We start from the raw sequence: 22,250 nt of genomic DNA, 5'->3' as shown, positions 1-22,250 counted from the left end.
CGAACGCAAAAGACCATAAGTCATGGAATCGAAGTTCAAATCGAGACCAGACTGAAATGCCAAAAAACCAAAGTAAATCATTAACTTACGAAGCCCTGCTGTGAAAACGTTGGGACACTACTGATTAACCATGTCAATCAAAATCATCTGTAATTTCCACTCCTTCAGTGGATTTTTATCATGAGTGCGCAAGCCCAAAGCTCACTCTTTCGCATCCCGTACGACATGCTGTGTGCTGATGTGCAGTCCGCGCTCGAATCACAAGGTGTGAACAAGACGATCGCGCAAGTCGAGGCGCAGATCATGGCCGAGGCGGATTTGCATGGTGTACCGTCGCATGGTGTGCGCATGTTGCCGCCGATGTTGCGTGCTCTTGCAGAGGGCCGAGCAAAGGCGAATGCGAACATTCTGATCACGCGCGAGTTCGGCGCGATCTGTGTGCTGGACGGCGACAACGGCCCTGGCCGTTACGTTGCTGCGATCGCGATGCAAGCCGCTGTCGACAGGTCTAAGCAATTTGGCGTGGGTGTTTGTCTCGCGAAGAACACCACGCACTGGGGTCGCGCGCATGCTTATGCTTTACGCGCGGCGCAGGCAAATTGCATTGGGCTGTGCACGACCAATGCGATGCAAACAATGACAGCTTGGGGTGCGACTACAAAGATCATCGGCAACAACCCGCTGGCTATAGGTATTCCGCGCGCAGCGGGCGAAAATCCGATGGTGCTGGATATGGCGATGAGCCAGGCTGCTGTGGGTAAGGTGGCCACATGGTTGCGCGAAGGAAAGCAGATTCCTGAAGGTTGGGGTGTAGATGCGCAGGGCAAACCCACGAATGATGCCAAAGCCATTTTGAGCGGTGCCGTGTCGCCGATGGCGGGCCACAAAGGTGCGGGGCTCGCTTTGATGTTGGAATTCATGACGGCCGCGCTGGGCGGTGGATTGTTCTGCCGTGACCTCGCGATTCCTTCTGGCGGGCTTGAAACCGACACCAGCAAGTTATTCATTGCGCTCAATATCGAAGCATTCTCTGAAAACGGCATAGCGGCATTCCATGCACAAGTTGAGGACTATCTGAATTACCTTCGCGCTGAGGCGAGTACGAGTGAGCCGTTTCTCTATCCCGGTGAGCGTGGCTGGCAGGACTGCGCGGACAACCTGCGTGATGGTGTGCCCTTGCATGCTGAGATTGTTGCGCAGCTTTTGGCTGCGGGCGTAACATTAACTTGTTAATGCGACACCGTCATATTTGAAATTTGTACTTTTTTTAACCGTTCGGCCAGCGACCAACGCCACCTTGTTTTCTCTGGGCTGAGCGAAGCTTGCCTTATTGAAAACGACCTGCAGCCAAGTCACAATGGTGATACAGCATGAGGTTTGCTAGGTTGCATTTATCGTTAAGTTCTCCAATTTAATTGCCAGAGCGCTCTTGTCGAGTCCACCGACCCGAACCGCAAATGCGAACACGTATACCCAAAGCCCATCACCTATAACGGCCATAAAAATGATCACGTTGTTTTTGCAAGTTTTACATTCATTTCGGGGGGAATCGATCCATATAATGAGCTTTAGCAATTTGAATTGCAATTGACAATTTAACCGAGCCAACCTCATGCGTTCATTTGCACATCACACCCACCTCACTGGCGACCTTTGGGGTGGTTTTTCCGGGATGCTGGTGGCCTTGCCATCGGCAATTGCCTTTGGCGTGTTGATTTTTTTACCCTTGGGCAGCGGCTTTGGCGCGCAAGGCGCGATGGCCGGCATGATGGGGGCGGCGGCCTTGGGCCTGGTGGCCGCCATCTTTGGTGGCACGCCCCGTTTGATATCGGCGCCCAGTGCCCCTGCGGCGGCCGTGCTGACCGCCTTGACCCTGCAAATGGTGCAGCTTGGTAACGATGCAACCACTGTGATTTTGAGTTTGTTTTTGGTCTCCTTGCTCAGCAGCCTGATTCAGCTCTCCTTTGGGGTCTTGCGCCTGGGTGAGTTGATCAAATACATGCCCTACCCCGTGGTAAGCGGCTACCTCATTGGGGTAAATGTGATCATTGTTTTGGGCCAGTTGCCCAAATGGCTTGCAATCCCCACAGAGATGAATGTCTGGCAATGGCTCAGTGGACCCGAGTTGTGGCAATGGCCCTCTTTGCTGATTGGCTTGGCAACGGTGATGGGCATGCTGTTCGCACCCCGCCTGTCCAAACGCATCCCCGGGGTGATTCAGGGCTTGGTGGCTGGCATAGTCGTTTACTGGGCCATGGCCTTGAGCGCTTGGCCTGCCTTGCTGAACCTGAATGACAACCCACTGATCATCGGCCCCTTGAACGTCAATCTCGCCGCTTTTACGGACGGCGTGACCCAGCCTTGGGACCAGTTGATGGCCTCGGGCTTGCCGCCTTGGCAGCAAATTGTGTTTCCTGCGATGACTTTGGCCGTGCTCTTGTCGATTGACACTCTGAACAAATGTCTGGCGCTGGATGCCGTCACCGGCTCAAGGCACGATTCCAACAAAGAACTTCGGGGGCAGGGCTTGGGGAATTTGGTGTCCAGCCTGCTTGGCGGGACCACAGGTTCGGGCTCCAGTGGGGGCAGTTTTATCAGCAACGCCAGCGGAGCCACCACGCATTGGTCGGGGATTTTTTGTGGGCTTGGGTCTTTGTTGGTGATTTTGTTGCTCACATCTTTGTTCGCTTGGATTCCGGTGCCCGCATTGGCAGCCATGTTGGTGGTGAACGGGATCAGGATGATCGACTGGGCCTCCTTGAAAATGATTCGATCGCCCCAAACCCGGCTTGACTTCGGTGTGATTATTTTGGTGGTGATCGTGGCCAACACGGTCAGCTTGATTGCCGCCTCGGCCGTGGGCATTGGCTTGGCTATTTTTCTGTTTTTGACCGAGCAAATCCACACCACCACCATCCGTCGCAAAAACTGGGGCAACAAGGTGTTTTCTTCGCGAGTGCGCAGTCTGCAGGAGCGCGAAATTTTATCGCAAAAAGGCCACCAAACCCTTATTTTTGAGTTGCAAGGCAGCCTGTTTTTTGGCACCACCCATCAACTCTACAGTGCCATTGAACCCGAGATCAAAAAAGCCAAATTTGTGGTGCTTGACTTCATGCGGGTGCAGTCAATGGACATGACCGCGAGCCAAATGATTGAGCGCATCCGCAGCAACCTGGCTGACCACCAAGCACGCCTGATCATCGCCCGGGTACCAGACCGATTGCCCAATGGCAAAGATTTGCGCACCTACATCGATCACATGGGGCTTTTATCGGACAACAACGCCAAAGTTTTTATAGAGCTTGATGAAGCCTTGGAATGGATCGAAGAAGAGACTTTGCTGCAAGAAGGCTATGTCCACCCCAAAGGTCAAGGTCTTCACGTGGCCAAGTTTGAACTGTTCCATGGCATGGGTAAATCTGAGTTGGAGGGATTGGACCAGTGCAAAGAAGTTCGCGTTTACCAAGCCGGCGATTTGGTGCTTGACCCCAACACCCTGGGGCATGAATTGATGCTGATCAGCCGTGGCGAAGTGAAAGTCAGCTTGAAAACCAGCACGGGCAGTGCCATACACTTGGCCACTTTGGGTCGCGGCCAATTTTTTGGCGAAATGTCTTTTTTAGATGGTCGGGCGCCCTCGGCCTATGTGTACGCCTCGGGGGAGACTGAAATCTTTGCCATCGATCGACAAGCTTTTGCCAAGGTGGCCGCAGGCGACCATGCGATGAGCGTCAGTGTGATGCGGTCATTGGCTTTGGTGTTGGCCGACCGACTCAGGCGCACCAACATGGAGTTGCGCGAAGTCAGGGAAAACTAGGTCAGGCGTTCATTCAATGTGCCTGATCCCAGTTGGCTCCCACCCCCACCTCGGCCAGCAACGGACAGTAAATCCAATCGCACGTGCATGTGCATGTGCATGTGCATGTGCATGTGCATGATCATGGTCCTGGTTTTGGGCATCACAGGCCTGCCAGCCGGCGTTGAGTGAGCGTTTGTTCAGGTCCAGTCGCCCGAAATTCACCGCCCCCCGCATGGGCCTCATCCCACTGCGGCGGCCCGCGTGCTGGCGCGATGCGCGGTGGCTCGGTCTCTGCAACAAGTTGCGCGAACATACGCCGGATACCGGCGCTTTAGGTGATGCAAGCGATCACGCGCATCTGGCCTGCGCAAATCGAGCACAACAGAAGCAACGCCTAGTAGGTGCGGGCGATCAGCGCCTCCCACAGACAGTGAGCCGGGCTTTTGGGCTGCACGTCAGTTGGTTATCAGGTAACACCTTAGCCACCTCGCCCATGGCATTCCCTGTTGCGCGCGGTGGATACTGGCGAAGTCGGTGGGGTTGATGGGCTGCGGCTGATCCAGCCCCATCACCTCGGCACCGACAGTGGCTGACAGACTGCGCATCTCAAAATCCTGCGAGGGGGCGTCGTCACGCAGCGCCACCCAGCCAGCACCAACCACCCCATCGGGGGGAAAAAATTAACACCGCATCTGGCACTACTACCGTGGAAGCCGCTTCTGGCGAAATGCCAGCCAGCCCAAGCTCAGGGCCATCAGTGCGAGAAGTGCGTTCGATATGGAGGGCACTGGCACGGCAAGGCGGTCGATGAGTTCGAGCGCCGTGAGGTGGAGCTCGTCCGTGAGGTGCAGCTCGTCGACCCGAACACCTCACATCAAGTCAAAGCGCTTACAGCAATCAAAGTTACACGCCTTCAATAATTCGAATGTCTCGAACCACCGCATTGCTGCCTAAAGCAACAAGAGCCTCTTGGTACCCTGGGCTGTTGTAAGCTGCAAGCGCGGCCGCAACATTTTCAAACTCAATAAGTACAGTACGTTCCTGCTGTCCATTTTCTTTGACTGCAGCAGGTATGCCACGCGCTAAAAATTTACCGCCTGCAGCCGTCAAACTAGGGCCTGCCAATTTGGCATAAGCAGCCAAAGCATCGTTGTCGCTGATACTGCGATACGCACTAATCCAATAAGCTTTTGTCATTTTTGATCCATTGATTACATTTTAAAAATTCATGAACTCGCAGCAATAAGTTGACTGAATGCCTTGATGTTATTCGCTTTTACAACCTTGCCCCTTTTAACGGATTGGAAATCCAACTTCGCTCATCCAACCGCACCCGCATTTGCTACCCCCTTGGGTGGGCTTCATGAACAGCTGGCTGCCGCAAACCAGCGCCAACACCCGACCGTCCAAGTCAAGCGCTTACTCGCCAAACATCTTGAGCCAAGACAAGTCCCGGCCCAGACCGGCCTGGTCGGCCACATGCTCAATAAATCCTTGCTCAGACGCCATCAGGCACTGGTGGCAAGGCAGCCGCAGCCTCCAGCGCGCGAACGGCAAGCACCACCGCCGAGTTGTACGGTACGGCCAGACCCAGGCCGGCGGCACGCGCCACAAGGGCCTCGTTCAGGGCACCAATCTCTGTAGGTTTGCCGCCCTGTAGGTGCTGCAACATCGAGGGTCGGTTCATGCGCTCGCGGCAATGCTGCAGGATCTCGCTGCGGGCGTCATGCTCGGGCAATACGATACCCAGGGCATCAACCACCTGCAAAATTTCATCCATCACGTGCTCCATCAGCGCCTGCGCCGGTGGTGTTTGCATGATCTGCGCTGGCCTCAAGCCGGTCAGGGCGCTGATGGGGTTGATGGCGCAGTTGTGCACAAACTTGCTCCAGATCGCCGCCTCCACCTTGTCGGTGAGTTCCACCGCCATGCCCTGGGCGCGAAACCTTTCTGCCATGGCCTCCAGCCTTGGGGACATCGTGCCCGTAGCCTCTCCCATGGTGGTCAGTCCCAGGTGGGTGTGCCAGGAGCGTGCGGGCCCCTCCCCCGAGCCGCTGTTGTAGGTAATGCCTGCCATCACCCGCTGCGGACCCAGCGCATCAACCAGAGCCTCCAGATTGCCAATGCCATTTTGCAGCGACAGGGCAAAACCGTCCGGCTTGAGGCAGCCCTTGGCAATCGCTGCGGCAGCCGACGTGGCCGCCGCGTCCACCAGCACCAAGGCCATGTCGGCCAGGCCAAGTTGCGCTGGGTCGGTGGTGGCGCGAACCGGCACGGTCTGCTCACCCAACACGCCGCGCACCAAGATGCCGTGCTGCTGAAGGGCCGTCACCACATCGGCACTGCGGTCCAGACACACCAGCTCGGCTCCACCACGCGCCAATGCCGCGCCAAAAATACAACCCATGGCGCCAGTGCCAATCAGGGCAACTTTCATGGCTTGGATGCCGCCGGTGCTGTGTCCACCGTTAGAAAAGACGGCAGCCTGGCGCCCTCACGCACCGCCGTATCGGCCAGGGCCTCTGCCGCCCGGATCTGTGGCAACCGGGCTAACACCTGAGCGATACGTGCCTGCGGCACCACTACCAAGCCGTCCAAGTCAGCCACCACAATGTCGCCCGAGGCCACCGGGTGCCCGGCCAGTGCAATGGCAAAACCAATGGTACCGGGCCGGTGGCGCTGTGGCGAGTTAGGCGTGACACCGACCGCCCAAGCCGGCAGACCCACGGTACGCAAGCCCACCAGATCCCGCACACAGCCGTCGGTCACAAAACCCACGGCACCGCAGTTTTTAGCCATACCCAGCACCAGGTCTCCGGTGATGGCGCAGCCGGTAAAGCCGCCCGTGGTGGCCACCAGCACGTCACCGGGCTGCACATCCTGCAAGGCATGCACCAATGCCAGGTTGTCGCCCGGCCCAGCGTCCACCGTCAAGGCCACACCGCAAAACGCGTATTGCTCTGCGATCGCGGGCCGCAGCCGATAGTCCAGCGCACCACTGCCGCCCATAGCGTCCACGATAAACCCGGTGGGTGTGCCGCGCAAGGCTTCTACTTGGTCGGGCGTGGGGCGGGTGAAGGTTTGGCGCTGAATCAGTGGGGGGACGTCAATCATGTCGAGCCTTTTCAAGATGGTTATTTGGCGGGGCTTCAGCACTCTGCGGCTGTGGACATCGTCCCCTGTCGGCATTGTGATCGACGCAGGATCAACTTGCAAACGCCAATCGAGGCAGCGCTGTGACTTGTTTGGGTGCGGCAAAAAGGATGGGAAATCTAACCGCATGTGCACGATGATGGCCCAAATTTTGGGCATTACAGGCCCACCAACCGGCGTTAAATAAGCGTTTATAAATAGCCTTTGTCAAGATGTGTCGACTCTCCCGTTCTTGGGCAATGACAGGCGCAGCCTGACGCGAAGCGACGGCCATCTCGCTGTTTTCCCCTTACCCTCTGATGCGGTGATCACTCCCTGGGCCGTTTCTTGGTCTCAGTAAATCAACGCTCAGGCGGTCACGCCCCTCGCGTTCTCCACGTCCTCTTCAATCTGCTTGAAGTTCAGGTTCTTGTAGATCACTGCGTTGTCATTGTTCACGAAACCCATGTGAGCATTGCCGGTGTGTACCTGGATGAAGGTTGCGTCAATAATCTCTAAAACAGCTAGCCCTGAATTTTCATTCGCAAATATTTTGCGACTCACAGCTTTCGTGGTGCTGGCCCAGTGCTTTGGCGCACCCGAAGGTGGGTAGGCAGCCTGATCGTCGGGGCGGGGGCTTCACGGCGCAAGACAGCAAGCATGACGCGAGCCACTTCCTGGGCGTGCACATCGACCGGGGTGTCGACGGATGTGATGGCGGGTTCGAAGGCGCGTGCCAAGCCTGAGTCGTTGTAGCCTGTGACCGATACATCTGCTGGCACCTGCAAGCCACAAGCTTGACAGGCCAAAATGACACCCGCAGCAATGAGGTCGTTGCTGCAAATCACTGCGGTGGCTTGGACGCCGCGTGCCTGCAGGGTTTGATAGGCCAGCCGCCCGGCTTCGGCATCCAGTCCGCCGTCGTCGACGATGGCGTCATTGGCAATGGCCAGACCATGCTTGGCCAGCGTTTCGCGAATGGCGGTCAGGCGACCGCGAAAGCGGTCACCCAAGGCCACAAATGGCATGACCATGGCGAATTGGCGGTGCCCCAAAGCCACCAGGTGCTCGACCACATCGGCCATGGCCGCGCTGTGGTCAAAAGCCACAGAGGCTTCGTTGGGCAAGGCGGCCCAACAACGGATATGCGGTACACCGCGCTGCGCCAGCAGGGGGGCGCTCTCATCGTTCAAGGGGCGTCCGAACAAGATGACCCCATCAACGCCCTGCGACATCAGGGCTCGAACCCCTTCCAATTCGATTTGCGGGTCGTGATTGGAAGAACTCAGCAGCAAGGTATAGCCCTCGCGGGCCAACAAACTTTGCAACAGCTCCAGCGTGCCAGAGTAGTACGCATAGCGGAGTGAAGGCATGACGATACCCACCACCATGGAGCGACGACTGCGCAATGAGCGCGCCAGCCCATAAGGCTGATAACCCAATTGCTTGGCGGCACGTTGGACCCTCTCCAGTGTGGGCGCGCCCAAAAGACCGGGGTTGTTGAAGGCGCGCGACACCGTGGCGGGTGAGACCTCGGCAAGTCGGGCCACATCGGACACCGAAACGGGCGCAGCAGGCTTGGTGGGGACCTTGGGCATGAAAGGTTCCAATATGAAATCGTTTCATTGTAATTTGAATGGATTTTTTCTATGATTTTCGTTGACTTAAATTTTTTATTGTCTAAAGTTATGAAATCAATTTCAAGAAAGTAGACACCATGCTTAAAAAACTGTGGTCACGGCGTCAGACCCTGGTGGTCGGCGCAGGATCTCTGGCAAGTTCCTGGGGGGCCCATGCAAGTGACGTTTGGCCCAGCAAGCAACTGACGATTGTTTCGCCCTACCCCCCAGGCGGCATCACAGATTTGCTGTGTCGTATCGTGGCTGACGAGTTATCCAGAGCGCTAGGGCAAGCGGTGGTGGTCGAAAACCGCACGGGGGCCAGCGGAGCCATTGCGCACACATTTGTAGCCAAAGCGCCCGCAGATGGCTACACCTTGATCATGGGGGGCAGCGCGCCAACGGCCGCCACGCCTGCACTCAACAAAAATGTGTCTTATGGCCCCAAGGATTTCGAGCCGATCGGCTATGTGGCCGAATTGCCCATCGTGCTGACGGGGCACGTGTCAATTCCGGGCACGACCGCCAACGATTTTCTCGCCTACGTCAAGGCCAACACTGGCAAACTCAATTGTGGGCACCATGGCAATGGCTCGAGCAATCAGTTTGCGTGTCTGTCCCTGGCCCGGCTGACAGGGACCAAAATCGCAGACATTCCCTACCGAGGGGCACCGCAGGTCAATACCGATTTGCTGTCCAACCGCATCCAGATTTACTTTGGCACGCTGCCCACCCAATTGCCCCTTGCCAAAGAGGGCAAGTTGAAGATTTTTGGCATCTCATCGCCAGCCCGAGCATCCACGGCACCAGACATTCCGACGCTGGACGAGCAAGGACTGACCGGCTTGAACTTCACCTCCTGGAATGCGCTGTATGCGCCTGCAGGAACGCCCAAGGCGGTGATTCAACGCTTGTCAACCGAGTTGCTGAAGATTCTGGCCAACCCAGATGTGGTGCGGCGTATTGAAGGCACGGGTTGCATCACGCGGCCAGGCAGTCCCGAAGCCCTGGGCAAGTTGACCATGGCCGAATTTGAAACCTACAAAAGAATGTCGGCCGAGTCCGGTATTCGCATGGAGTGAATGGATGACATATTCAATCGTTGCCCGTTGTCCCAAAACCGGTGAATACGGCGTTGGCATAGCCACATATTCCCCCAATGTGGGTGTGCGTTGTCCTGTGGTGGTGCCCCAGCGCGGAGCCGCATCGCTGCAGGCGGTGGCCAACCCTTATTTGCTGCCCATTGCGAAGCGGTTGATGGCGTCAGCGTTGTCGGCTGAAAAAATCGTCGATGAATTGCTGGCTTCTGACCCTTATCCCCAAACACGACAAATTGCGGTAGTGGATGTGTATGGGCGTGCCCACGCATTCACGGGGGGAAAAAACCCAGTCTGGGCAGGACACATCGTGGGAGACGGCTTTGCCGTTGCAGGCAATGTATTGGCGGGCGAAGGCGTGGTCAAGGCCATGGCCAAGGCCTTTGAAGATGGGACCGATCAGGCATTGGCCGAAAGGCTGGTGCGCGCTGTGGAGGCCGGGCGCGATGCCGGGGGGCAGCCCGAAGGGCAAAACTCAGCGGCCCTGTTGGTTTATGGTGACCAGCCCTTTCCTGTCGTCGATCTGCGGGTGGATTTGCACGACGAACCTGAAGCCGAGTTGCGCCGCCTTTGGGACTGGTTCAGCCCGATGGTGCCGTACTACGTACAGCGTGCCATCAAGCCCGTGCCAAGGTGGTGGCAGTGGCGCATGGACCACGTCCCTGGCTGGACAGCGCGCCATTTGAAAAAATAACCACAAGGGGGGTGTATGGCACTTGCCGCAGGCGCTTCACCACCGCCGTCCGGATGCCCCACCACCTTTTCGCGTCGATCCAATATTGACCATCGCTCCCCTGACCGTTCCTTGGTCTCTGCGAATCAACGCTCAGGCCGTCACGCCCTTCGCATTTTCCACGTACTCTTCAATCTGGTTGAAGTTCAGGTACTTGTAGATCGCTGCGTTGTCCTTGTTCACGATGCCCATGGCTTCGTGGTACTCGGCAACTGTCGGGATATGGCCCAGCTTGGACGCAATGGCGGCCAACTCGGCACTGGCCAAGAACACATTGGTGTTCTTGCCCAAGCGGTTGGGGAAGTTCCGGGTGCTGGTGGACACCACCGTGGCGCCTTCGCGCACTTGGGCTTGGTTGCCCATGCACAACGAGCAGCCGGGCATTTCAGTCCGGGCACCGGCGGCGCCGAAGTTGGCGTAGTGGCCTTCTTTGATCAGTTCGCTCTCGTCCATCTTGGTGGGCGGTGCCACCCACAGCTTGACTGGGATGTCGCGGCTGCCGCCGAGCAGCTTGGCCGCGGCGCGGAAGTGACCGATGTTGGTCATGCACGAACCGATGAAAGCTTCGTCGATCTTGGTGCCTGCGACGTCGGACAAGAACTTGGCGTCGTCCGGGTCGTTGGGGCAGCACAAAATCGGCTCTTTGATCTCGTTCATGTCGATCTCGATGACGTGCGCGTATTCGGCGTCCTTGTCGGCTTCGAGCAGGTTGGGCGCGGCCAACCATTGTTCGACCTTCTCGATGCGGCGCGCCAGCGTGCGGGCATCGGCATAACCGTCGGCGATCATGTTCTTCATGAGCACCACGTTGGACTTCAGGTATTCCTCGACCGGCTCTTTGTTCAGCTTGATCGTGCAACCGGCGGCCGAGCGCTCGGCGGACGCATCAGACAATTCAAACGCTTGCTCGACCTTCAGGTTGGGCAGGCCTTCGATTTCCAAAATGCGGCCCGAGAACTCGTTGATCTTGCCTGACTTGGCCACCGTGAGCAGGCCTTGCTTGATGCCGTACAGCGGAATGGCATGCACCAAATCGCGCAGGGTCACCCCGGGCTGCATCTCGCCTTTGAAGCGCACCAACACCGACTCGGGCATGTCCAGGGGCATCACGCCTGTGGCCGCACCGAAGGCCACCAAACCGGAACCCGCTGGGAAGGAAATACCGATGGGAAAACGGGTGTGCGAGTCGCCGCCAGTGCCCACGGTGTCGGGCAACAACAAACGGTTGAGCCAGCTGTGGATCACGCCATCACCAGGGCGCAATGAAACACCACCTCGGTTGCTGATGAACGCTGGCAGTTCGCGGTGGGTTTTGACGTCCACCGACTTGGGGTAAGCCGCGGTGTGGCAGAACGATTGCATGACCATGTCGGCCGAGAAGCCCAAGCAAGCCAAGTCTTTCAACTCGTCGCGGGTCATCGGGCCGGTGGTGTCTTGTGAACCCACGGTGGTCATCTTGGGTTCGCAGTAGGTGCCCGGGCGAACGCCTTGGCCTTCTGGCAAACCGACCGCACGACCGACCATCTTTTGGGCCAAGGTAAAACCAGCCTTGGTCGATGCAGGCACGGTGGGCAGTCGGAACACGGTGGACGCAGGCAGGCCCAAGAACTCACGTGCCTTGGCGGTGAGCGAGCGGCCAATGATCAGATTGATGCGGCCGCCGGCGCGCACTTCGTCAAACAGCACATCGCTCTTGAGCTGGAAGGTGGTGATGGTTTCACCGTTCTTCACGATCTTGCCTTCGTAGGGCAACACGTCGACCACATCGCCCATATTCAAGCCCGACACGTCAGCTTCGATGGGCAATGCACCGGAGTCCTCCTGAGTGTTGAAGAAGATGGGAGCGATCTTGCCGCCCAAGGTCACGCCGCCGAAACGCTTGTTGGGTACAAACGGGATGTCTTCGCCAAAGCCCCAGATGATGCTGTTGGTGGCCGACTTGCGGCTGGAACCGGTGCCCACCACGTCGCCAACGTAAGACAACAAATGGCCTTTTTTCTTCAGCTCTTCAATCATGGCCATGGGGCCGCGCTTGCCATCTTCTTCCGGCTTGAACGGTGCACCTTCGCGGGTGTTTTTGAGCATCGCCAGGTAGTGCAATGGGATGTCCGGACGGCTCCAGGCATCAGGCGCAGGCGACAGGTCATCGGTGTTGGTTTCGCCGGGTACCTTGAAGACGGTGATGGTGATTTTTTTCTCGACTTCAGGGCGACTGGTGAACCACTCAGCATCGGCCCAGCTATGCATGACTTCCTTGGCCTTGGCGTTACCGGCCTTGGCTTTTTCGGCGACATCGTTGAAGAAATCAAACATCAACAATGTTTTCTTCAGGGCTTCAGCAGCCACGGCAGCCACTTCAGCGTTGTCGAGCAATTCGATCAGCGGGTGCACGTTGTAGCCGCCCACCATGGTGCCCAGCAACTCGGTGGCCTTGGCTTTGGAGACCAAACCCACGCTGATTTCGCCGTGCGCCACAGCAGCCAGGAAAGAGGCCTTGACCTTGGCGGCATCGTCTACGCCCGGTGGCACGCGGTGGGTCAGCAGGTCCATCAAAAAGGCGTCTTCGCCTGCAGGCGGGTTCTTGATCAGTTCGATCAGTGCGGCCACTTGTTTGGCATCCAGCGGCAAAGGTGGGATGCCCAAGGCAGCGCGTTCGGCGGCGTGTTCACGGTAGGTTTTCAACATGGTTTTTTCTCCGGTCAGTCAAAGTCAATCGTTGGATCTGCCCATGCCGGTTTTGTCAAACAGGCTGGGCGGTGGGTTGGTTTTCATGTCCTGGCCATAGGCTAATTGCTCAGGGTGTGCGCATTCGTCTGCTACACGTCGGCCTTTTTTCTGGTCCATCAACATGGACTTGTTGGCCAGTTGCAGCCAAACGGCACCGGCCTTTTTGTCCTCCAGACGCAGTGCGCCCGTGCTGGTGCGTACAGGGTACATGCGGTAACGGAAGCCTTTGCCCTGCACATGGAAGTAACCGGGCGCCGCCGCATCGGCTTCGACGCGCACGCTGGCCCCCATTTCACAGGGCATGAGGCCCAGGTGAATTTGCTGGGCAATGGCCAATTCTTGCGACACTGGATCTGACGTGTTTTGGCCCATGGGGGTAGCCACAGGCGACAGGGGCGGCACCGCTGCCAGTGCAGAGGGGTTGGTCGAGGTCGGCACCGTAGCCCAGGTCGGTGCAGCAGGCGCCTCGCTGCGTTTGGGCGGCAGCTCAGTCCAAGCGGGCAAAGCCTGCATGGGCACAGGTGCCTGCGCCTGGGTGAGCTGGGGGGCCGAAACGTAGGAAGGAACAGCATTCGCAGGAGCAGCATCGGCAGGCAGCTGCACGCTCGTTGGCATTGAGTCCTTGGCCAAAGCGGCCGCCTGGGCCGCAGCTTCGGCAATGGCTCGGGCCTGCAGGCGTGCCGTGATATCGGCATCAGCGCGGGCTTTGGCCTGCGCAGGCAACGAGTGGGGCTGCGTCTTGGCACCGAACTGGCCCTGACTTTGTGCCCAAGCAGGCAGAAGCAGCGCAGCGCAGACCAGAACAACAAGGTTCTTGAGCATGGGCACCCCCTTGAATAATTCGGCCATCATGGCAGGCTGCGCTGCGGGCTCGGAGGAGCCACATCCAACAAAGCCTGCACTGGGGCGGGCAAATGGCGGCCGGTCTGGTGCGCGCGCTCAATCAGTTGCCAGAAAAAACGGTAACTGGCCCGGTCGTGCAATTGACCTGCATGGCTGATGGGCGCCCAGTCGGCCGCTTGCGCCGCCAAAATGATCTGGCTCGCCTGGTCAATTTGTGCCTCACTGGGGGCCATGGCCTCCAGGATGGGGCGAATTTGGTCGGGGTGAATGCTCCACATGCGGGTGTAACCCAGCTCGCGGTTGGCTTTTTGGGCGGCCAGGCGAATGGCATCGGTGTTTTTGAATTCGGTGACCACGCAGTGCGAGGGCACTTTGCCATGCGCATGGCAGGCGCTGGCGATCTCGAGCTTGGCGCGCAGCACCAGCGGGTGGGTGAACTGCCCCTGGATGCCCATGCCCTCGGCAGGAATCGCACCGCCGTGCGCCGAGACAAAATCCATCAGGCCAAAGCTGATCGACTGCACACGCGGGTGGGCAGCGATGTCAAAGGCGCAGTGCACGGCTGCGGGCGACTCGATCAACACATGCACCGGCAAATGGCCGGCTCCCGCCGTGATCAAGGCCGCTTGAACGCGGTCCACATCGGCCACGCTCTCGACTTTGGGAACCATGATGTGCGTCAAAACGCGACCGGCCCGGCCCGCAATGTGGCTCACATCGGCTTCAAAACTGGGGTGGTCCACCGGGTGGACCCGCACCGCGATGCGCGCATCGGCGCGAGCAGCTTTTGCGGCCAGTGCCAGTTCGGTCACCAGCGCTGCATGCTCGACTTCGCCACCGACTGGCGCGCCGTCTTCGCAATCCAGGGTGACATCAAAAACGCAAGCGCCGAACTCTTGCATCATTTCTGCCTGCAATTGAAGGCTTTTGCGCATCCTCGCCTCCACTCCGCTGTAGTGGTCACACACCGGCAGCTGCACGCTAGCGGCTTGTGTTCCCAACAGAACGTCGCGAGGATGGCTCACTTGGACTTCTCGACCTGAATCAGATCAGGTGAGCGACGCCAGCTTGCTCATCGGTCAGCTCTTTCAGCGTCTTGTCGATGCAAGCCTGGCTGAAGGCGTCAATGTCCAGACCCTCAACAACTTTGTACTCACCGTTTTCGCAAGTGACAGGGAAACCGAACATGACATCTTTGGGTATGCCGTACCAGCCTTGCGACGCAATGCCCATGGTGACCCACTTGCCGTGGGTGCCCATGGCCCAGTCGCGCATGTGGTCGATGGCCGCGTTGGCAGCCGAGGCAGCCGAGGACAAGCCACGCGCTTCGATGATGGCCGCGCCGCGCTTGCCCACGGTGGGCAAGAACACATTGGCGTTCCATTCCTGGTCGTTGATCATGGCCTTGACTGACTCGCCCTGGATTGTGGCGAAACGGTAGTCGGCGTACATGGTGGGCGAGTGGTTGCCCCAGACGCACAGTTTTTCGATGTCGGCCACGGCTTTGCCAGTCTTGGCTGCGATTTGCGACAGGGCGCGGTTGTGGTCCAAACGCAGCATGGCGGTGAAGTTGCCGGGCTTCAGGTCAGGCGCGGCCTTCATGGCAATGTAGGCGTTGGTGTTGGCGGGGTTGCCCACGACCAGCACTTTGACGTTGCGCGAAGCCACAGCGTTCAAGGCCTTGCCTTGCGCGGTGAAGATGGCGCCGTTGATAGCGAGCAACTCGGCGCGCTCCATGCCGGGGCCGCGTGGACGTGAACCGACGAGCAATGCATAGTCCACATCTTTGAAAGCGGTCATCGGGTCGCCATGGGCTTCCATGCCGACCAACAAGGGGAACGCGCAGTCTTCGAGTTCCATCATCACGCCCTTGAGGGCTTTTTGTGGGCCTTCGACCGGCACTTCGAGTAACTGCAGGATGACAGGCTGGTCTTTGCCTAACATTTCACCCGAGGCGATGCGGAACAACAATGCGTAACCAATTTGACCTGCTGCGCCGGTGACGGCAACGCGGACGGGCTTTTTGCTCATGGTGGAAAACTCCGAAGTGTTGAAAACAAGGATACGGTCCAAAGCCAACACCCATGTCGGCAAGGCCGTCCGGCGTACCGGACCCACGCACCCAGCATCATCGTGAAAGCCGAAAGCGCAAGCAAACAGCCTTCGAGTGTACCCGCGAAAACCCTGAAACGTCAATTTGTCTTATGTCTTATATAAGATAAGATCTGACACCTGACTGCCAACTGACCCGCCTGTCTAGCTCTCGTCCATGAACACCACTTTGCCACCCACCGACGCCACTGCGGCTGCCGAATCCATGGCCGCTACTGCCGCGTTCAGCCCGCTGTACCAGCAGATCAAGGGCTTGATCCTGCAAAGCCTGCAGGCCGGTGAATGGAAACCCGGCGAATCGATTCCCAGTGAAATGGAGTTGGCCGTGCGTTACAGGGTCAGCCAGGGCACCGTGCGCAAAGCCATCGATGAGCTGGCCAGCGGGCACCTGCTGATCCGCAAACAAGGCAAAGGCACCTTTGTCGCCACCCACGCCGAGCACCAGGTGCAGTACCGTTTTTTAAAACTGGTGCCAGATCAGGGCGACCTGAACACCGAAGGCCCCGCCCAGCGACAGATCGTCGACTGCAAACGCTTGCGCGCCTCGGCCGAAATCGCGCGCGCATTGGCTTTGCGCTCTGGCGACAACGTGCTGCAGGTGCGCAGAGTTCTTTCGTTTGCCAACATGCCCACCATCTTGGAAGACTTGTGGTTGCCGGCTACTCCTTTTAAGGGCTTGACCGCCGAGCGCTTGGCCGACTACCACGGCCCCATGTACGCCTTGTTTGAAACCGAGTTCGATGTTCGCATGGTGCGTGCCGAAGAAAAAATCCGGGCTGTGTTACCCGACAAGGCCCAAAGGGAATTGCTGCAACTGCCCCCCAACACGCCCTTGCTCAGTGTGGAGCGCATTGCATACACCTACAAAGACATCCCGATGGAGCTGCGGCGCGGCCTCTACCGCACCGACAAACACCATTATCACAACGATTTGAACTGACAAAAAACCGCCTTCAACGTCTTCTAAAAGACTGTCGCTGAAATGCTCGCGTCAGTTTGCTGCGTTGCAATAGAATCCAACGGCTTGTTATCTACAACACGAACGCGTTACACCCAGAAAGCACCCACATGACCGAACTCGTCCGCAAGCGGCCTGAATTCCGCAACATCAACGCCCTGAAAGACCTGCCCTCGTACCGCCTGCCAGCCGCTGGCATCGTCTCCATCCTGCACCGCATCAGCGGTTTCCTGATGTTCTTGCTCATGCCCCTGTTCATCTGGTTGTTTGACAACTCCATCACTTCCGAAATCTCCTATGCCAAGCTCTCAGCCGCTTTTGGCATCGGCATCGGCTTTGTGCCAGGCTGGTTCTTCAAGTTGTTGGCTCTGGCGCTGATCTGGGCTTATTTGCACCACTTCATCGCTGGCGTGCGCCACCTCTACATGGACTCTTTCCACGCCGTAACCAAAGAATTCGGCAAGTCTTCTGCTGTGGCCACATTGGTGCTGAGCCTGGGCTTAACCGCCGTGCTGGGTGCCAAGCTGTTTGGTTTGTATTGATTTCTCCGCCCCTCACTCAAAACAACAAGGAAACTGACCTATGTCGTCCGTGAATTACGGCTCCAAACGCATCGTGACCGGTGCTGGCTATGGCTTTCGTGACTGGCTGGCACAACGTGTGACCGCCGTCCTGATGGCTCTCTTCACCGTGGTCTTGCTGGCTCAGGTGATCTTCACCTCCGGCCCCATCGGCTACGAAGAGTGGGCTGGCATTTTTGCCTCGCAGTGGATGAAGGTCCTGACCTTCACCGTCATCATCGCCCTGCTCTACCACGTCTGGGTCGGCATGCGTGACATCTGGATGGACTACGTCAAGCCACTGGCCTTGCGCCTTGCCTTGCACGTCTTTACCCTCGTCTGGCTGGTCGGCTGTGCCGGCTGGGCTGTTCAGGCCCTGTGGCGCCTGTAAAGCGGCAGCCCTCGCTTGTCATTGCGCTGAAATCACACCAACCAAGTTAAACCATGAGCTATACCCAAGACAAAATCACCACCCGCAAGTTTGACGTCGTGATCGTCGGCGCCGGTGGTTCGGGCATGCGTGCCTCGCTGCAGTTGGCCCGTGCTGGCCTGAACGTGGCCGTGCTGTCCAAAGTTTTTCCCACCCGTTCGCACACCGTGGCGGCCCAAGGCGGCATCGGTGCGTCGCTGGGCAACATGTCCGACGACAACTGGCACTACCACTTCTACGACACCATCAAGGGCTCCGACTGGCTCGGCGACCAGGATGCGATCGAATTCATGTGCCGCGAAGCGCCCAAGGTCGTGTATGACCTGGAGCACATGGGTATGCCATTTGACCGCAACCCGGACGGCACCATTTACCAGCGACCCTTCGGCGGCCACACCGCCAACTACGGTGAAAAGCCAGTACAACGCGCTTGCGCTGCCGCTGACCGCACCGGTCACGCCATGCTGCACACCTTGTACCAGCAAAACGTTGCCGCCAAAACCAGTTTCTTCGTCGAGTGGATGGCCCTTGACCTGATCCGCGACGCCGAAGGCGACGTGGTGGGCGTGACGGCTCTGGAGATGGAAACAGGCGACCTGCACGTCTTGCACGCCAAGACTGTGCTGATGGCCACGGGTGGCGCAGGCCGAATTTATGCCGCTTCCACCAACGCCTTCATCAACACCGGTGACGGCTTGGGCATCGCAGCGCGTGCTGGCATTCCTTTGGAAGACATGGAGTTCTGGCAATTCCACCCCACCGGCGTGGCCGGTGCTGGTGTGTTGTTGACCGAAGGCTGCCGTGGCGAAGGCGCGATCTTGCTCAACAGCAATGGCGAGCGCTTCATGGAGCGCTATGCGCCCACCTTGAAAGACTTGGCCCCGCGGGACTTCGTGTCCCGCTGCATGGACCAGGAGATCAAGGAAGGCCGTGGCTGCGGCCCGAACAAAGACTATGTCATGCTCAAGCTCGACCACTTGGGTGCGGAAACCATCCACAAGCGTCTGCCGTCGGTGTACGAAATCGGCGTCAACTTCGCCAACGTCGACATCACCAAAGAGCCGATCCCGGTGGTGCCTACCATCCACTACCAGATGGGTGGCATCCCGACCAATATCAACGGCCAAGTGGTGACGCAGACCGCATCCGACAACAACGCCGTGGTCAACGGTTTGTATGCCGTGGGCGAATGCTCTTGCGTGTCGGTGCACGGCGCCAACCGCCTGGGCACCAACTCGCTGCTCGACCTGCTGGTTTTTGGCCGTGCAGCGGGCAACCACATTGTTGACTTTGCCTCCAAAACCAAGTCGCACAAGCCATTGCCCGCTGACGCGACAGACCTCACCTTGAGTCGTTTGAACAAGCTCGAAGGCCGTGGCGGCGAATACGCCCAAGACGTGGCCAACGATATGCGGGCCGCGATGCAGCAACACGCTGGCGTGTTCCGCACCCAAGCATCCATGGACGAAGGCGTGCAAAAGATCGCGGCCATCCGCGAGCGCGTCAATGCCATCGGCCTGAAGGACACGTCCAAAGTGTTCAACACCGCCCGCATCGAAGCCCTGGAAGTGGAAAACCTGATCGAAGCCGCTCAGTCCACCATGGTGTCTGCCGCTGCCCGACGCGAATGCCGTGGTGCCCACACCGTGAGCGACTACGAGCGCCCAGTCGATGACGCCGTGGCCCCATTGGGCCGCGACGATGCCAACTGGATGAAACACTCCCTGTGGCACAGCGCTTCCAACAGCCTGACCTACAAGCCCGTCAAGCTTAAGCCCCTCACGGTGGACTCTGTGCCACCTAAAGTTCGCACGTTTTAAAGATTGTCTGGGCCGCACACCTCAAGTGGCGGTCCACCACCCGAATACACCAGGAGTTCTTTCATGACCCTACGCACTTTTCAGATCTACCGCTACGACCCCGACAAGGACGCCAAGCCCTACATGCAAACCATCCAGGTCGAACTGGACGGCAACGAACGCATGTTGCTCGACGCCCTGATGAAACTCAAAGCCGTGGACCCCACCATTTCGTTCCGCCGCTCTTGCCGTGAAGGCGTGTGCGGTTCGGACGCGATGAACATCAACGGCAAAAACGGTTTGGCATGTTTGACCAACATGAACACCTTGCCCGGCACCATCGTGCTCAAGCCCCTGCCCGGCCTGCCCGTGATCCGCGACGTGATCGTGGACATGACCCAATTCTTCAAGCAGTACCACTCGATTAAGCCCTATTTGATCAACAGCACCATTCCGCCTGAGACCGAGCGCCTGCAAAGCCCGGAAGAGCGTGACGAGCTGAACGGCTTGTACGAGTGCATCTTGTGCGCCAGCTGCTCAACCGCCTGCCCCAGCTTCTGGTGGAACCCCGACAAGTTCGTTGGCCCGGCCGGTTTGCTGCAAGCCTACCGCTTCATTGCCGACAGCCGCGACGAAGCCACCGCCGAGCGCCTGGACAACCTGGAAGACCCTTACCGCTTGTTCCGCTGCCACACCATCATGAACTGCGTCGATGTCTGCCCCAAGGGCCTGAACCCCACCAAGGCCATCGGTAAAATCAAAGAAATGATGTTGCGCCGCACTGCCTGATGACCGTCACCCCTATTCTTGAAGACGCGTCACTGGTTGGCGCTGACCGCCAAGCTCCTTTGAGCGAGCGGTCACTCAGCAAGCTGCGCTGGCGCAGCCGGCGAGGTCTGCTCGAAAATGATTTGTTCATCGAGCGCTTTTTCAATCAGCACGCTGCAGGTATGTCGGTGGGCCAAGCACGGGGCATGTATGTGCTGATGGACCTGTCAGACAACGATCTCATGGACCTGCTGCTGCGCCGCAAGGAACTTCAGCCCGAGATCAACACCGAAGAGGTGTGTGAAGTCCTGGACATGTTGAGAGCGTGAACCCAACAGGTTCATCCCCCTGTTTTTTTGAGGAAACCCACCATGAAACTCGCCGATAACAAAGCCACTTTGTCGTTCTCCAACGGCAGCCCCAGCATCGAGATGCCTGTTTACTCCGGCAACATCGGTCCTGACGTCATTGACATCCGCAAGCTGTATGGCCAAAGCGGCATGTTCACCTACGACCCGGGTTTCCTGTCAACAGCCTCATGCCAGTCCGCCATCACCTATATCGATGGCGACAAAGGCGAACTCTTGTACCGTGGTTACCCCATCGAGCAGTTGGCCAACAAGGTGGACTATCTGGACACCTGCTACTTGCTCTTGAACGGTGAATTGCCCGTCGGCCAGCAAAGCAAAGACTTTCACAAGTTGGTGAACCAACACACCATGGTCAACGAGCAGATGCAGTTCTTTCTGCGCGGTTTCCGACGTGACGCCCACCCGATGGCCGTCTTGACCGGTCTGATTGGTGCTTTGTCGGCCTTCTACCACGACAGCACCGACATCACCAACCCAGAGCACCGACATATCGCAGCGATCCGCCTGATCGCCAAGTTGCCCACCTTAGTGTCCATGGCCTACAAATACGGCGTGGGCCAACCCTTCATGTACCCGCAGAACAACCTGAGCTATGCAGGCAATTTCTTGCGCATGATGTTTGGCGTGCCCTGCGAAGAGTATGTGGTGAACCCTGTGCTCGAGCGCGCCATGGACCGCATCTTTATTTTGCATGCAGACCATGAGCAAAACGCGTCAACCTCCACAGTGCGCCTGTGCGGCTCGTCTGGCACCAACCCGTTTGCGGCCATTGCTGCGGGTGTAGCCTGCCTGTGGGGCCCTGCCCACGGTGGTGCCAACGAAGCTTGCCTGAACATGCTGGAAGACATCCAGAAAATGGGGGGCATCACCAAAGTCGGCGAATTCATGGAAAAGGTCAAGGACAAAAACTCTGGCGTCAAGCTGATGGGTTTTGGACACCGCGTTTACAAAAACTACGACCCACGCGCCAAGTTGATGCAAGAAACCTGCGACGAAGTGCTGAAAGAACTGGGCCTGGAAAACGATCCATTGTTCAAACTGGCCAAAGCCCTGGAAAAGATCGCCTTGGAAGACGACTACTTCGTCAGCCGCAAGCTCTACCCCAACGTGGATTTTTACTCCGGCATCGTGCAACGCGCGATCGGCATCCCGGTGAATCTGTTCACCGGCGTCTTCGCCCTGGCCCGAACCGTCGGCTGGATCGCCCAACTCAACGAAATGATCGGCGACCCAGAGTACAAAATCGGCCGCCCACGTCAACTGTTCACCGGCTCTGTGCGCCGCGACGTACAGCGTTGATGG

19 protein-coding genes are annotated in these 22,250 nt (G+C 58.1%); 11 read left to right on the top strand and 8 right to left on the bottom strand.

The window, feature by feature from the left end:
- Positions 1-180 precede the first annotated feature (180 nt).
- Entirely contained in the window at positions 181-1,233 is a 1,053-nt protein-coding gene (locus tag B9Z49_RS08020) for an Ldh family oxidoreductase (protein ID WP_108352922.1), read from the top strand.
- A 379-nt stretch (positions 1,234-1,612) separates the two neighbouring features.
- Complete coding sequence (locus B9Z49_RS08010) at positions 1,613-3,817, top strand: SLC26A/SulP transporter family protein (protein WP_108352920.1); 2,205 nt, start codon at positions 1,613-1,615, stop codon at positions 3,815-3,817.
- A gap of 885 nt (positions 3,818-4,702) precedes the next feature.
- On the opposite strand, the gene B9Z49_RS08000 is transcribed toward B9Z49_RS08010, so the two are convergent.
- The 4 genes from B9Z49_RS08000 to B9Z49_RS07985 form a co-directional block, all read right to left on the bottom strand.
- Positions 4,703-4,996, bottom strand: coding sequence for a DUF1330 domain-containing protein (locus B9Z49_RS08000; protein ID WP_108352918.1), 294 nt, complete (start codon positions 4,994-4,996; stop codon positions 4,703-4,705).
- 301 nt (positions 4,997-5,297) lie between these two features.
- A complete protein-coding gene (locus B9Z49_RS07995) occupies positions 5,298-6,236 on the bottom strand; it encodes a ketopantoate reductase family protein (RefSeq protein ID WP_108352917.1) in 939 nt (312 codons plus the stop codon).
- Positions 6,233-6,913, bottom strand: coding sequence for an RraA family protein (locus B9Z49_RS07990; protein ID WP_158273453.1), 681 nt, complete (start codon positions 6,911-6,913; stop codon positions 6,233-6,235). The genes B9Z49_RS07995 and B9Z49_RS07990 overlap by 4 nt, the downstream gene beginning before the upstream one ends.
- A gap of 578 nt (positions 6,914-7,491) precedes the next feature.
- Positions 7,492-8,529: a LacI family DNA-binding transcriptional regulator gene (locus B9Z49_RS07985; RefSeq protein ID WP_108352915.1), complete on the bottom strand. Its 1,038-nt coding sequence runs from the start codon at positions 8,527-8,529 to the stop codon at positions 7,492-7,494.
- 119 nt (positions 8,530-8,648) lie between these two features.
- On the opposite strand from B9Z49_RS07985, the gene B9Z49_RS07980 reads away from it, so the two are divergent.
- Together B9Z49_RS07980 and B9Z49_RS07975 are read left to right on the top strand one after the other, a co-directional pair.
- Positions 8,649-9,632 (top strand): tripartite tricarboxylate transporter substrate binding protein, encoded by a 984-nt coding sequence (locus B9Z49_RS07980; RefSeq protein WP_108352914.1) that lies wholly within the window; start codon positions 8,649-8,651, stop codon positions 9,630-9,632.
- Positions 9,633-9,636: 4 nt separating this feature from the next.
- A complete protein-coding gene (locus B9Z49_RS07975; protein WP_108352913.1) occupies positions 9,637-10,341 on the top strand; it encodes a DUF1028 domain-containing protein in 705 nt (234 codons plus the stop codon).
- Positions 10,342-10,473: 132 nt separating this feature from the next.
- On the opposite strand, the gene acnB is transcribed toward B9Z49_RS07975, so the two are convergent.
- The 4 genes from acnB to B9Z49_RS07955 all read right to left on the bottom strand — a co-directional run bounded on the left by acnB (position 10,474) and on the right by B9Z49_RS07955 (position 15,981).
- Complete coding sequence (gene acnB, locus B9Z49_RS07970; RefSeq protein WP_108352912.1) at positions 10,474-13,065, bottom strand: bifunctional aconitate hydratase 2/2-methylisocitrate dehydratase; 2,592 nt, start codon at positions 13,063-13,065, stop codon at positions 10,474-10,476.
- A gap of 24 nt (positions 13,066-13,089) precedes the next feature.
- Entirely contained in the window at positions 13,090-13,959 is an 870-nt protein-coding gene (locus tag B9Z49_RS22530; protein WP_369913497.1) for a hypothetical protein, read from the bottom strand.
- On the bottom strand, positions 13,956-14,885 hold the full coding sequence (locus B9Z49_RS07960; protein WP_369913502.1) for a CoA ester lyase: 930 nt from the start codon (positions 14,883-14,885) through the stop codon (positions 13,956-13,958). Before B9Z49_RS07960 ends, B9Z49_RS22530 begins: the two co-directional genes overlap by 4 nt.
- 109 nt (positions 14,886-14,994) lie before the next feature.
- Entirely contained in the window at positions 14,995-15,981 is a 987-nt protein-coding gene (locus tag B9Z49_RS07955; RefSeq protein ID WP_108352910.1) for a malate dehydrogenase, read from the bottom strand.
- Positions 15,982-16,219: 238 nt separating this feature from the next.
- Here B9Z49_RS07955 and B9Z49_RS07950 point away from each other — a divergent pair, with 238 nt between their 5' ends.
- From B9Z49_RS07950 to B9Z49_RS07920, 7 genes are all read left to right on the top strand, one after another.
- Positions 16,220-17,002, top strand: coding sequence for a GntR family transcriptional regulator (locus tag B9Z49_RS07950; protein WP_108352909.1), 783 nt, complete (start codon positions 16,220-16,222; stop codon positions 17,000-17,002).
- A gap of 128 nt (positions 17,003-17,130) precedes the next feature.
- On the top strand, positions 17,131-17,562 hold the full coding sequence (gene sdhC / locus B9Z49_RS07945; protein ID WP_108352908.1) for a succinate dehydrogenase, cytochrome b556 subunit: 432 nt from the start codon (positions 17,131-17,133) through the stop codon (positions 17,560-17,562).
- 40 nt (positions 17,563-17,602) lie between these two features.
- Entirely contained in the window at positions 17,603-17,971 is a 369-nt protein-coding gene (gene sdhD / locus B9Z49_RS07940) for a succinate dehydrogenase, hydrophobic membrane anchor protein (protein WP_108352907.1), read from the top strand.
- A 53-nt stretch (positions 17,972-18,024) separates the two neighbouring features.
- Positions 18,025-19,830: a succinate dehydrogenase flavoprotein subunit gene (gene sdhA / locus B9Z49_RS07935; RefSeq protein ID WP_108352906.1), complete on the top strand. Its 1,806-nt coding sequence runs from the start codon at positions 18,025-18,027 to the stop codon at positions 19,828-19,830.
- Between the two features lie 63 nt (positions 19,831-19,893).
- Entirely contained in the window at positions 19,894-20,598 is a 705-nt protein-coding gene (locus B9Z49_RS07930) for a succinate dehydrogenase iron-sulfur subunit (protein ID WP_108352905.1), read from the top strand.
- Positions 20,598-20,906 (top strand): succinate dehydrogenase assembly factor 2, encoded by a 309-nt coding sequence (locus B9Z49_RS07925; protein WP_108352904.1) that lies wholly within the window; start codon positions 20,598-20,600, stop codon positions 20,904-20,906. Before B9Z49_RS07930 ends, B9Z49_RS07925 begins: the two co-directional genes overlap by 1 nt.
- 42 nt (positions 20,907-20,948) lie before the next feature.
- Positions 20,949-22,247 (top strand): citrate synthase, encoded by a 1,299-nt coding sequence (locus tag B9Z49_RS07920; RefSeq protein ID WP_108352903.1) that lies wholly within the window; start codon positions 20,949-20,951, stop codon positions 22,245-22,247.
- Positions 22,248-22,250 lie beyond the last annotated feature (3 nt).

Origin of the sequence: Limnohabitans sp. 2KL-51 (assembly GCF_003063645.1) — a bacterium.
In the GTDB taxonomy this organism is placed as follows: domain Bacteria; phylum Pseudomonadota; class Gammaproteobacteria; order Burkholderiales; family Burkholderiaceae_C; genus Limnohabitans_A.
This window is presented reverse-complemented; position numbering and strand designations above follow the sequence as displayed.

What these genes read in the sequence shown, in the direction of transcription:
- B9Z49_RS08020 (WP_108352922.1), top strand. Translation starts at nt 181, where the DNA reads ATGAGTGCGCAAGCCCAAAGCTCACTCTTTCGCATCCCGTACGACATG.
- B9Z49_RS08010 (WP_108352920.1), top strand. Translation starts at nt 1,613, where the DNA reads ATGCGTTCATTTGCACATCACACCCACCTCACTGGCGACCTTTGGGGT.
- B9Z49_RS08000 (WP_108352918.1), bottom strand. Translation starts at nt 4,996, where the DNA reads ATGACAAAAGCTTATTGGATTAGTGCGTATCGCAGTATCAGCGACAAC.
- B9Z49_RS07995 (WP_108352917.1), bottom strand. Translation starts at nt 6,236, where the DNA reads ATGAAAGTTGCCCTGATTGGCACTGGCGCCATGGGTTGTATTTTTGGC.
- B9Z49_RS07990 (WP_158273453.1), bottom strand. Translation starts at nt 6,913, where the DNA reads ATGATTGACGTCCCCCCACTGATTCAGCGCCAAACCTTCACCCGCCCC.
- B9Z49_RS07985 (WP_108352915.1), bottom strand. Translation starts at nt 8,529, where the DNA reads ATGCCCAAGGTCCCCACCAAGCCTGCTGCGCCCGTTTCGGTGTCCGAT.
- B9Z49_RS07980 (WP_108352914.1), top strand. Translation starts at nt 8,649, where the DNA reads ATGCTTAAAAAACTGTGGTCACGGCGTCAGACCCTGGTGGTCGGCGCA.
- B9Z49_RS07975 (WP_108352913.1), top strand. Translation starts at nt 9,637, where the DNA reads ATGACATATTCAATCGTTGCCCGTTGTCCCAAAACCGGTGAATACGGC.
- acnB (WP_108352912.1), bottom strand. Translation starts at nt 13,065, where the DNA reads ATGTTGAAAACCTACCGTGAACACGCCGCCGAACGCGCTGCCTTGGGC.
- B9Z49_RS22530 (WP_369913497.1), bottom strand. Translation starts at nt 13,959, where the DNA reads ATGATGGCCGAATTATTCAAGGGGGTGCCCATGCTCAAGAACCTTGTT.
- B9Z49_RS07960 (WP_369913502.1), bottom strand. Translation starts at nt 14,885, where the DNA reads ATGCGCAAAAGCCTTCAATTGCAGGCAGAAATGATGCAAGAGTTCGGC.
- B9Z49_RS07955 (WP_108352910.1), bottom strand. Translation starts at nt 15,981, where the DNA reads ATGAGCAAAAAGCCCGTCCGCGTTGCCGTCACCGGCGCAGCAGGTCAA.
- B9Z49_RS07950 (WP_108352909.1), top strand. Translation starts at nt 16,220, where the DNA reads ATGAACACCACTTTGCCACCCACCGACGCCACTGCGGCTGCCGAATCC.
- sdhC (WP_108352908.1), top strand. Translation starts at nt 17,131, where the DNA reads ATGACCGAACTCGTCCGCAAGCGGCCTGAATTCCGCAACATCAACGCC.
- sdhD (WP_108352907.1), top strand. Translation starts at nt 17,603, where the DNA reads ATGTCGTCCGTGAATTACGGCTCCAAACGCATCGTGACCGGTGCTGGC.
- sdhA (WP_108352906.1), top strand. Translation starts at nt 18,025, where the DNA reads ATGAGCTATACCCAAGACAAAATCACCACCCGCAAGTTTGACGTCGTG.
- B9Z49_RS07930 (WP_108352905.1), top strand. Translation starts at nt 19,894, where the DNA reads ATGACCCTACGCACTTTTCAGATCTACCGCTACGACCCCGACAAGGAC.
- B9Z49_RS07925 (WP_108352904.1), top strand. Translation starts at nt 20,598, where the DNA reads ATGACCGTCACCCCTATTCTTGAAGACGCGTCACTGGTTGGCGCTGAC.
- B9Z49_RS07920 (WP_108352903.1), top strand. Translation starts at nt 20,949, where the DNA reads ATGAAACTCGCCGATAACAAAGCCACTTTGTCGTTCTCCAACGGCAGC.